The organism is Allolucifera butyrica (genome assembly GCF_900476375.1).
GTDB lineage: Bacteria > Bacillota > Negativicutes > Sporomusales > UPPP01 > Lucifera > Lucifera butyrica.
Map to the genome: position 1 here is coordinate 24,099 of NZ_UPPP01000090.1, position 9,690 is coordinate 33,788.

Annotated in this window: 11 protein-coding genes; 6 read left to right on the forward strand and 5 right to left on the reverse strand. The window is 46.8% G+C overall.

Annotated elements, in window-relative coordinates:
* Positions 1-167: 167 nt before the first annotated feature.
* The 3 genes from LUCIF_RS18320 to yjeH form a co-directional block, all read right to left on the reverse strand.
* Positions 168-647: a CarD family transcriptional regulator gene (locus LUCIF_RS18320; RefSeq protein WP_122629303.1), complete on the reverse strand. Its 480-nt coding sequence runs from the start codon at positions 645-647 to the stop codon at positions 168-170.
* 277 nt (positions 648-924) lie between these two features.
* Positions 925-1,227, reverse strand: coding sequence for a zinc-ribbon domain containing protein (locus tag LUCIF_RS18325; protein WP_122629304.1), 303 nt, complete (start codon positions 1,225-1,227; stop codon positions 925-927).
* A 148-nt stretch (positions 1,228-1,375) separates the two neighbouring features.
* The gene (gene yjeH, locus LUCIF_RS18330) at positions 1,376-2,644 is read right to left on the reverse strand and encodes an L-methionine/branched-chain amino acid transporter (protein ID WP_165866059.1); all 1,269 of its coding nucleotides are present in this window, start codon (positions 2,642-2,644) and stop codon (positions 1,376-1,378) included.
* A 235-nt stretch (positions 2,645-2,879) separates the two neighbouring features.
* Here yjeH and LUCIF_RS18335 point away from each other — a divergent pair, with 235 nt between their 5' ends.
* From LUCIF_RS18335 to LUCIF_RS18345, 3 genes are all read left to right on the forward strand, one after another.
* Positions 2,880-3,071, forward strand: coding sequence for a DUF1858 domain-containing protein (locus LUCIF_RS18335; protein ID WP_122629306.1), 192 nt, complete (start codon positions 2,880-2,882; stop codon positions 3,069-3,071).
* A 105-nt stretch (positions 3,072-3,176) separates the two neighbouring features.
* Positions 3,177-3,740 (forward strand): nitroreductase family protein, encoded by a 564-nt coding sequence (locus tag LUCIF_RS18340; protein ID WP_122629307.1) that lies wholly within the window; start codon positions 3,177-3,179, stop codon positions 3,738-3,740.
* Between the two features lie 142 nt (positions 3,741-3,882).
* A complete protein-coding gene (locus LUCIF_RS18345) occupies positions 3,883-4,638 on the forward strand; it encodes a flavodoxin family protein (protein ID WP_165866060.1) in 756 nt (251 codons plus the stop codon).
* Positions 4,639-4,745: 107 nt separating this feature from the next.
* On the opposite strand, the gene LUCIF_RS18350 is transcribed toward LUCIF_RS18345, so the two are convergent.
* Both LUCIF_RS18350 and LUCIF_RS26815 read right to left on the reverse strand, forming a co-directional pair.
* Complete coding sequence (locus LUCIF_RS18350; protein WP_207858033.1) at positions 4,746-5,714, reverse strand: pilus assembly protein TadG-related protein; 969 nt, start codon at positions 5,712-5,714, stop codon at positions 4,746-4,748.
* A gap of 62 nt (positions 5,715-5,776) precedes the next feature.
* Positions 5,777-6,184: a TadE/TadG family type IV pilus assembly protein gene (locus LUCIF_RS26815; protein ID WP_122629310.1), complete on the reverse strand. Its 408-nt coding sequence runs from the start codon at positions 6,182-6,184 to the stop codon at positions 5,777-5,779.
* Between the two features lie 274 nt (positions 6,185-6,458).
* Between LUCIF_RS26815 and cpaB the strand changes: the two genes are divergently transcribed.
* The 3 genes from cpaB to LUCIF_RS18370 form a co-directional block, all read left to right on the forward strand.
* On the forward strand, positions 6,459-7,337 hold the full coding sequence (gene cpaB, locus LUCIF_RS18360) for a Flp pilus assembly protein CpaB (RefSeq protein ID WP_165866061.1): 879 nt from the start codon (positions 6,459-6,461) through the stop codon (positions 7,335-7,337).
* Between the two features lie 129 nt (positions 7,338-7,466).
* On the forward strand, positions 7,467-8,831 hold the full coding sequence (locus LUCIF_RS18365; protein WP_122629312.1) for a type II and III secretion system protein family protein: 1,365 nt from the start codon (positions 7,467-7,469) through the stop codon (positions 8,829-8,831).
* Between the two features lie 21 nt (positions 8,832-8,852).
* A partial coding sequence (locus LUCIF_RS18370) for a CpaE/TadZ family protein (protein WP_133306303.1) occupies positions 8,853-9,690 on the forward strand: 838 nt, incomplete at its 3' end.

Consider the following 9,690-nt stretch of genomic DNA (forward strand, 5'->3'; position numbering starts at 1 on the left):
TTAACGGGTAAAATCAATTGTTTTTGCGGTAAAATTTACAGCTAACACTAAGAAAATACCAGTAGGCGGTAATTTATTCAAGAATGATTGCCGAATGACAGAGAACTGCGAAAAGGGGATAACTGGAAAAAAGACATTCTGGCTGATTACAAACCAGAATGTCTTTTTTACATATTGATTATTTGATCTACTAAATCAACCGCTTGTTCTTGCGGGATTTCCTTAACGAGAACGACTTCACTAATCAATATTTGACGGGCACTATCCAACATATTGGCATCGGCGATTCCTAATTTTTTCTTATTTCTAATACGGACCAAATCACGGATCACTTCGGCCGTTTCGGAGATGTCCCCGCTTTTTATTTTATTGAGATTGTTCTTATGGCGTTGATTATCATTGAGCAGGATGTCAGTTCCGCCATCATGCAGCGAATTGAGTACATCGTCTAATTTTTTCGGATCGACAATAGGGCGCATTTTTGATTTTTCCGTATTATTAGTGGGGACCATTACCTGCAGATTTTTATGAAGAATGTCTACGACATAATAAGATTGAATTTCCCCAAAAACTTCTTTTTCTTCAATGGATGAAATAACGCCTCCGCCCTGCATCGGGTAAAAGATTTTATCTCCTATCTTAAACATGAGCCACCCCCTAATAGTCTGATATCATTATTATATAACAAAAGACGGAAAAACGCAAATTTATAATAATACCATAAGTATTATATGGAGTCAATATGTTTTTAATAATATGAGAAATTTTATTTTTGGCCATTGCCGGACAGGAATGAAAGGACAACGGGTTAAAAGATTTCAAAGTATCGGCGGTTTTTAGACAGGCAGTTTTAGATAAAAGCAGTATGCAAGGTCAAGCTAAAATAGAAGCTCCCTTGCCTAGACGGCAAGGGAGCCCAATTTTCTAGTAGCGTTTGTTTTGACTGAAACAGTCCCTGCAATAAACAGGACGGTCGTTGCTTGGACGGAAAGGAACTTGTGTTTGCACGCCGCATGCAGCGCAGGTTACTTCGTACATTTCACGTTGCTGGTTATTATTGCGACCAAACCCGCGATTGTTGCTTTGTTGTTTGCGAGCTGCTCTGCAATCAGGGCAACGGCTGGGTTCGTTAGCGAATCCTTTCTCAGCAAAAAAAGCCTGTTCGGATGCTGAAAATACGAATTCGGCGCCGCAATCACGGCAAGTTAATGTTTTGTCTTGGGTCATTATCTATGACCTCCTCATAAAGATTACCCCAATTAGCTTAAAAGAATACTCATGGGGCTTCTCTTTTAGAGAAGGACTATAAGCACATTCGTTGAGCCTATCGTGGGCATACTAACTATACTATAATTTGAGCATAAAGTAAAGAAATTTAACTTTTTTTCTTTATCGGGCGCGTCCGGGCGATTCTCCAGCCGATCAGGCTGAGAACTAAAGGGTAAAGCGAGGCCCAGCCGGTGAAGCAATAAATTACGATGCACAGGCAAAAGGAAATTACGGCGCTGATACGGGCTAAGGGAACTTCGCGCAGCAGCTTCACTGCCGAGGCCATACCGATGATGTAAACGGCTATAAAGATTGCACTGGTAAACTGAATTAACGCGGTAAGGTCATGATTAAACCGGTAGCCGATTATGAGTACCAGCCCAAAGATAAAAAATAATATTTGGAGTACTTTATGGGGCGTTTGATACCGCGGATGAAGCGCCGCAAAATAGAAAGGAAAATTGCCTTGCTTTGCCTGAGCGTAAATAAGGCGGGAGAATCCGGCGATATAAGTATGGATGGTGCCATAACAAACCAGAAAGCCCAGAACTGCAATAATGGCACCGGCCCAGGGACCCAAACTGTGGGAAGTCAAAGCGGCCAGAGCGGCGGACTGGCCGGGACCGCGGTAAGCGCCCGTGCCGATAATCACCAAGGCGAGGAGAAGGTAGAGAAGGTTTACGACCAGTAAGGATATGCCAAGGCTTAGTCCGATATCCCGTGCCGGGTTTTTAAATTCTTCAGCAAGATGGGCGATCATTTCCCAGCCGACAAAGGCCCAAAAGAGAACAGTCATAGCGACGCCTACCGGTATCCAGCCGTTCGGAGCGAAGGGAATAAAAAATTGAGTTTTTACCTGCGAGAAAGACGAAATAATGGCAATAAGCAAAATTACGGCAATCGTACTAACTACGGCTAATTGTACTTTCCCCGAGAGACTAATTCCCCGGTAATTAAAAAATAGCGCCACTGCCAGCATTGTTGCTGCCAGTAAGGTTGTTTCCGCTTGCGTGAGGGATAAAAACAGGGCGACGTAATTTGCGCCGATTAAAGCGCCAACCGGTGCGCCAATGGGAACTGTCCCGAGAAATAACCAACCGGTGACCGTTCCCGCAGTTGGGCCGAAAGCGCGCTCTGCATAAAAGGCGATTCCCCCGGAATTGGGCCACCTGCCGGCTAGGTTGGCCAGTACAATAACAATCGACACAGCGAGTAATCCCATGAGCAGCCAGCTAATAATTGATGCCGGACCGGCGATATTTGCCGCCAGGGCCGGTAAAACAAGCACGCCGGAGCCTAAAACAGCCCCGATTGTTAGAGCCGTTCCCTGGACCCAGGTGAGGCTTTTTTTCAACCCGACCGAATTTTGGTTCACTTGAATTCCTCCTGAAAACTGGTTTTCTAGTAAGATTTATACTATCATAGAGTTGACGGAAGGTGAAATTGATAGATTCGAAGGATTCATTCATTAATTTCGATTTATTATAATTCTAGTATACAAATGGGTACTATGATACAAGTAAGTACGTACTTGCGAGATAATGGCTTCTTGTTTAATATTAGAGTTAGAACCGGAGAGGAAAATCACCAAAATAAGGAGCGAATCGTTTATGACCATTACTAAGAATATGAGTATTACCGAAGTTGTCCAAAAATACCCTGCAGCGGCCGAAGTGTTTTTTAAGTATGGCATGGGTTGTCTTGGCTGTGCAGCCGCTCACTTTGAGAATATTGAACAGGGCGCGCTGGCGCACGGTATTAATGTGGATGCTCTTATCGAAGATTTGAATAAAATTGCATAACAAAACAGTTCGCCAGTTTGGTTAATTAGGCACCAACTGGCGATAGAAAATGATTTATAATGATTCGGGGATTGCGAGTAATCTTAATGAAAAGGTGGTATCGATTTGACAAACGAGGTCTTGGAAACGATTAAAAGACGGCGAAGTATACGGAGTTTTAAAGAAGAGCAGATAAAAGATGAAGAACTGCAGGCAATCATCGAAGCGGGGCGATATGCCCCCAGCGCGATGAACCAGCAATGTTGGCATTTTACGGTAGTACAAAATAAAGAAATACTTGAAATGTTAAATGCCAGAGCCAAAAAGGCTGCTGCCGAAATTGATAATGAACATATTCAACAGATGGCTAAAAATGAGAACTTTAACATTTTTTACGGGGCGCCCACCGTTGTGATTATCTCAGGGGATGAGGCGGCTCTTTTAATCGACGCGGATTGTGCCGCCGCCGCTCAAAATATGCTGTTGGCAGCGGAATCAGTCGGGTTAGGTTCATGCTGGGTTAACTTTGTAGTATTTGCTTTTCAAGGGGACGAAAGCCTGCGGCTTAAACAACAATTGGGAATACCGGAAGGCTTCAGGCCCTTTTATTCGGTCGTATTGGGCTATAAAAAGGTTGAAAGAACCAATGTCCCGGCAAAAAAAGAAACTGTAGTGAATTACGTCAAATAGTAGGTGGATTTATTGCACGGAAAGGGGCTGTCATAAAAAGACAGTCCCTTTCCGTTTATATAACGGGGTTACGAAGAACCTGCTGTTTGGTGTAAAATTAAATTGGATAATTATTGTATTAATGTACGAAAGGAGGGATGATGTGAGAATTTTGGCTTTAAACGGAAGTCATCGGGGTGAAGCGGGATGTACGCAATGGTTATTGGATAAACTGGCTGAAGGAGCTGTCGCGGCAGGGGCGGAATTTGAAACGGTGGTGCTTGCAAAACAGAAGATTACGCCTTGTTCCGGCTGTGAAACCTGTCATACTTCGCAGCATTATCTCCGGTGCATCTATGAAGAAGAAGACGACATAAAAGCGATTTTCGAAAAAATGAAAACCGCCGATCTTTTAATTTATGCCACTCCGGTATACATTTTTACGATTTCCGGTTTAATGAAAACCTTTTTGGACCGGTTCAACAGCACCGCCGGTTCGAAGGGACTCCGTCTGACCAAGAGCGGGCTGTTTTTCGGCAGCATTGACGAGGCCATTTATTCGAAGCCTTTTGTTGTGCTTACCTGTTGCGGGAATGTTGAACCGGAAACGGTCCGAAACATCATATCTTATTTTAAAACATTTTCGAAATTTCTTGACGCACCCATTGTCGGCACATTGGTTCGTAAATCTGTAGGCATGCTGGAATTTGATAAGGAGGAACCGCAGCAACGCAAACCGGTAGTGAATGAGGTTGTGGCTGCCTACATTCAGGCGGGAAAAGAACTGGCAACCCAAGGGAGAATCAGGACCGGCACAGAGAAAAAAGCGAATCGGCATATTTTAGGAGTTCCTTTTTTGGATTTTCTCATGCGTTTCCGGCTGTTTAAAAAAATGGCGATTAAACGGGCTAAGAACTAAATCAACGTAAAAAAGAGGAGGCTGACCAACGGTCAGCCTCCTCTTTTTTTAGGGAGGAATAAAGCATTTTCCATTCCCCGTTTCACCGGGAAATAGAAAATGTGGAGTTATTCAATGAGCTTAACGGAATAAGTGCCGAAATCCTGGGAAGAATTATCCGACCAATCACCGGCACCTACATTTAAATTGTTAAGGAAATAACCCTGCGCATAATAGGAAGTGCCATAGTTCCCTTTATGTACATTGTCGAGCCAAAAAGCAACAAAACCGACGATTTTCATGGGAGTGCCCTCGGCAGTATTACGGGGAAGCATGGAATCGACCAGCGGAATCAGCATGACCCGGGGGTCGCCGACCTGAGCCTTGGAGGGGTCGGTATTAGAATCCTTAGCAACCCTTGTGGCAAAAGCGTCTACAGATGGCTGGCCACCGCTGGAGGGAGCGTAATATTCCATGTCGTTGCCGACCGAGAACGATTCTTTATAACCGCCGCTCAAATAATCCAAATAAGTGTCAAAATCCTGTTTGGGGGTTATTTTCACATTCATATAGTCAAGTTCCCGTTTGTTGGGGTTGGTCCAGTCACCGTTAACCCGCATGGTAAATTTGTCGGTGTAATTAAATTGAGCCGTTTTTGGCATCACAAACGGCACGATCCAGGGTACTGACTTGGAAGGACGGACCTCCGCTTTGGCATGGGCCGTTACGGTAACCGTTTTTTTGCCAAAAATAGGAGCCAGCAATAAAGGCACCTGGCGCTGGATATCCACGGTAATGTCGGAATCAGCAATATTGGTTGTCTCACTGGTGGAGACAGAGACGGCAAATTCGCTTTCTTCGATGCCGTTAGCCTCGGCGACCGTAAGAGCAGTGTCTTTGGCCTGAGCGGCGTCCTTCGGTAAATGGGTGCCGCCGCCTAACGCGGCGGCATCGGCGGCATTGGATAAACGGGTACGGACAACATACAAATTACCAAGATCAATCACCAAAGCGCCAATCCCAATTAAAGCCGGCAAAGCAACAGCCGCCAAGAGAATGGCGGAGCCTTTCTGATTGTTACGGAAGAATCTAAACAACAAGGTTTCTCTCCTTTCGGATCATAAGTCCATCTTAAATCTAAAGTAATGGGGCTGTTGTTTTAAAAAGTCATAGTGCACTTAGCGGAAACAGTAGTGAAGGACTGGTCATTGAAAAAAGCTTTGATGGGAGTAATCAAGTCAACCTGTCTGGAAACAGTCACTGTAACCAGGGTCCCGGTGGGGGGAATGGCCGTATCGGAAGCCAAGGGGGGATTGTATTTCATAGTAACGTTGAACTCAGAATCGAAGTTGTGAACCACATCGGTCACTTCGGCGAGATCTCCCTGAACGATGGCTCTGCGGGCGCCCTCCCTGGCGGCCATGCTGACAGTATCCTGATAATAAAATAAACGGCCGAAATCAATGATCCCGGAAAGCAGCAGCAGAAAAACCGGCAGGATGAAGGCAAATTCAACAATGCTTTGTCCGCGGTTATTGCGGAGAAAAGTGGCAAACTGACGTAAAATAGGACATCGCTCCTCTCAATAGAAATAACCTCCCAAAATGCAGAGAAAACCAAGCTAACATAGATGTTCTGTCAACATTTTACAACATTTATGTAAAAAATCAATAGTAAAAATAACAAAAAATGATAAAAAACTGTAAAAGTAGAATAAAAAAGTATTGCAACATAATTTAAAATATGACATAATTTAGCCATAAAACCAAATGGGATATGCTGGCAATCTCGTTTTAAATAGCTTATGGACAAAAAACATCAATACTTTTAGGAGGATTCCTGTGGCTAAATTTTCGAACAAGGGGTTACTGGGATTAGCACTTGTACTAAGTTTTATCTTAGCAGTACTGGCTTACAATTTTTTAAGCGGGGTCCAGTCACCGGGGACAAAAACAGAAGTTGCCGTTGTAGTAGCTAAAAAGGAAATACCGGTGAATACCGTAATTACGGCCGACATGGTAGAAACGGTGAAAATGGCTGGTACGGCGGTGCAGGCGGGAGCCGTCACCGACCTGAACAAAGTGGTGGGAGCCTGCACCAAGGCTGCCATTCATGCCCAGGAACAAATTACCAATCGTTTAGTGGAAAGCAGAAGCGGGGCCGGCGGGTTGGCGCAGCTGATTCCGGAAGGCAAACGGGCGCTGACTCTTTCGGTGAATGATGTAACAGGAGTGGCGGGATTGGTTAAACCGGGTGACTATGTAGATCTGATCGCCGTAGTGGAAGGCCGGCAAACGGGACCGGTGTCGAGCATGCCGTTTCAGAATGTTCTTGTTTTAGCGGCAAATAAATCCGTTGACCGCGGCAGTCAGGCACCGGAAAAAGGGACTAAGGAAAAAGAAGAAAAAGTAACCAGCCTGACGGTGGCGGTTACCCCGGAGGAAGCAACGACGCTGAGTCTGGCGGAAGAGAAAGGAAAAGTGATCTTTGCGCTGCGGCCTTCTTCGAAAATCGCCGCCGAGTATGTTCAGCTGGGAGTAAAGACAATGGAGAGCCTAACCGGGGATAACGGCTATGTGCCGTTGGCGGCACCGGCGGCAAGTCCGGAACCGAAAGCTGAGCCGGTGAGCCCAAGGCCGAGTTACGATAAAGGCAGCGCTGAGACGAAAAGTATTTCGGTAATCAAGGGAACGAAAGAGGAGGAAGTTCCGGTTCCCTAGGTTGTTTGATAAGGCGTTTGGCGGCAAGGCATACCACATCCACATTTCGCAGCCTGAACTTATGGCGACAGTATTTTTCGTGACATAGGACTGGGAAAAGTGGGACTAAAAAAGAAAGAGGTCGGGTTAATGCAACGATGGATGAAGATAGTTGTGATGCTGGTATTGTTGTTGAATACGCTTGTCTTGCCGGCATGGGCGGAGGCGGCGGACAATAGTGAACCCACAGTGACAATTGAGAAGGAAAATGCGCAAGGACTAGAGGGAAACCGGATTGCGGTAGCCGTAAACAGTTCCCAGGTGTTAAATATAGCGGGAGTGGAACGGGTAGCGATTGCGAATGCGAATATTGCCGACGTGATGGTGATTTCGGGCAGCGAGATTATGGTAGTGGGCAAAGCGCCCGGCCAGACGACGCTGCAAGTCTGGAGCTGGCGGGGCCGGGATAGTTATACGGTGGAAGTGGCGGCGGACGATGTGCCGATTGCCAACGAAATCAAACGGATTGTGGGATTAAAAGACATCAAAGTGACCAAGGCGGGCAAGACGGTAATTCTGGAAGGGAAAGTAATTGATAATTATCAGAAGAAGCGGGCGGAAGAAATCGCCTCGGCGTACGGGGATAAAGTAATCAATCTGCTGGAAATTACCCATCCGCTGCAGGTGAAGATTGAAGCCAAAGTGATAGAAATCAGTAAAAACAAGACGAGAGACCTGGGGATCAAATGGGGCAATGATGTTTCCGTGCCGGGCGTCTTTGCTTTTGGCCAGAGTTCAAGTAATACGGTGGCGTCCGATTGGGGAAAGCTCGGCGGCTACTCGAATATTAACGCCGAATTAGATGCGCTGGTGAAAAACGGAGCGGCGAAGATCTTGTCCCGGCCGAGTATGGTTACGGTTAGCGGGGAAAAGGCCAACATTTTAGTGGGGGGACAGATTCCGATTCCGGTTTCCAGCTCTAATGGGACAATTACGGTCGAGTGGAAGGAATACGGCATTAAACTGGACATTGATCCGGAAGTGAACAGCGACCGGATCATCAACAGCACGGTGAAGGCGGAAGTCAGCTCGCTGGATTGGTCCAGTGAACATCAGGTGGTGATCGGCAGCAATTTGAAGATTCCGCCGCTGACCACACGAAAAGCGGAAACCTCCATCGCTCTGGCTTCGGGGCAAACTATGGCGATCGGGGGGCTATACGCCAGTACGGAAACTAAATCGGTTACGAAGCTGCCGCTGCTGGGAGACTTGCCGGTATTAGGGGCTTTATTTACCAGCAAATCGTTTGAGAAGGACGAAACGGAACTGATTATCCTGGTTACGCCGACGATTGTGGATACAACCAAAGGAATAGATAACAGCATCAATGCACCGGAACCGGTGGAACCGAAAGCGGATACCGCCGTACCGGCCACAGCGGATAAGCCGAAGCAAAAAAATGCCGTACCGGCGAAACCGAAAGTAGAGAAGAAACAGGAGAAGAAAGCCGGGTAAGCAGGATAGGGGGAGAAGCAGGTGTCAGAAAAAATACAGATCATGATTGTCGACGATAACCGGGCAACCCGGGACAATATGCGGAAACTGCTGGAGCTGGAGGCGGATATCGAAGTGGCGTGCGAGGCGGCCAGCGGGGAAGAGGCGATTCGCAAAGCTAAGCTGATGTCGCCCGGTGTAATTTTGATGGATATCAATATGCCGGGGATGGACGGGATTGCCGCGACCGAAGTGATATCCATTGAATCGCCGCAGTGCCTGATTATTGTGGTCAGCGTGCAGGGAGAACAGGAATATCTTCGGCGGGCCATGTCGGCAGGGGCGAAAGATTATCTGGTTAAACCGTTTGAAGGGAATGAACTGCTGGAATGCATCCGGCACCTATATGCCCGGGAGCAGAAACGGCGCGTAAAGTATGTTCAGCCCGCACCGGTCAAAGCCCCTGCACCGGCCAAGGTAATTACCATCTTCAGCACCAAAGGCGGGATCGGCAAGACGACAATCGCGACGAATCTGGGAACGGCGCTTGGCTTTGATGAGGACAATAAGGTTTGTATTTTGGATTTGGATCTGCAGTTTGGCGATGTGGCATTATTTCTGAATGTAGTTCCCAAAGCGACCATAGCCGATCTGGTCAAATATGTGGACAACCTGGACGGCGGCGTGCTGGCAAGTTATATGACGGCGTACAAGGATAACGTGAAAGTGCTGGCGGCGCCGTCGCGGCCGGAGCAGGCGGACGGGATCAGTGCGGCCCAGGTGGCGTCAATTATTAAGGAACTGCAGTATAACTTCGACTATATCATTATCGATACGGCGCCGTTGTTTAATGACATAACCTTTGGGGTGCTGGACCTGT